The organism is Actinotalea sp. C106 (genome assembly GCF_023630195.1).
Taxonomy (GTDB): Bacteria; Actinomycetota; Actinomycetes; order Actinomycetales; family Cellulomonadaceae; genus Actinotalea.
Map to the genome: position 1 here is coordinate 1 of NZ_JALPKN010000604.1, position 678 is coordinate 678.

1 protein-coding gene is annotated in these 678 nt (G+C 78.0%); it reads right to left on the reverse strand.

The genetic code is table 11. The annotated features are described in order from the left end of the window. Positions 1-678: 16S rRNA (cytidine(1402)-2'-O)-methyltransferase (locus tag L0B03_RS18745; RefSeq protein WP_250448622.1), on the reverse strand; the 678-nt coding region annotated here is incomplete at both ends.

Below are 678 nucleotides of genomic sequence, written 5' to 3' on the forward strand. Positions count from 1 at the left end.
TCGGCCCGGGAGAGCACCTCGGCCACCAGGTCGGCCATCGCGGGGGCCGCGGCCTGCGGGGCGCCGCCGACCACCACGCAGATCTCCCCCCGGGGCCCGGCCTCCTCGGCCCAGGTGGCGAGCTCGCCGAGCGGCCCGCGGACGACCTCCTCGTAGGTCTTGGTGAGCTCGCGGCAGACCGCGGCCGGACGGTCCGTGCCGAGCACCTCGGCCATGGTCGCCAGGGTCTCGGCGACGCGGTGCGGGGACTCGAAGAAGACCATGGTGCGTCGTTCGGTCGCGAGCTGGCCGAGGGCACGGGTCCGGTCGCCCGGACGGCGGGGCAGGAACCCCTCGAAGCAGAACCTGTCCGTCGGCAGCCCCGAGACGGCGAGGGCGGCGAGCACCGCGCTCGGCCCGGGGGCCGTGGTCACCGGCAGGCCTGCCTCGACCGCGGCCCGCACCAGGGTGAACCCGGGGTCCGAGACGGTCGGCATCCCCGCGTCGGAGACCACGAGCACGGTGCCCCCGGCGCGCACGACGTCGAGCAGCTCGGCGACCCGGGCCCCCTCGTTGTGCTCGTGGTGGCTGAGCAGCCGCCCCCCCGGGCGTACCCCGAGGCGCTGGGCGCGGCCGAGCAGGGGGCGGGGGTGCTCCGCCGCGACCACCTCGGCGGGCTCCAGGGGGCGCCGCAGCCCC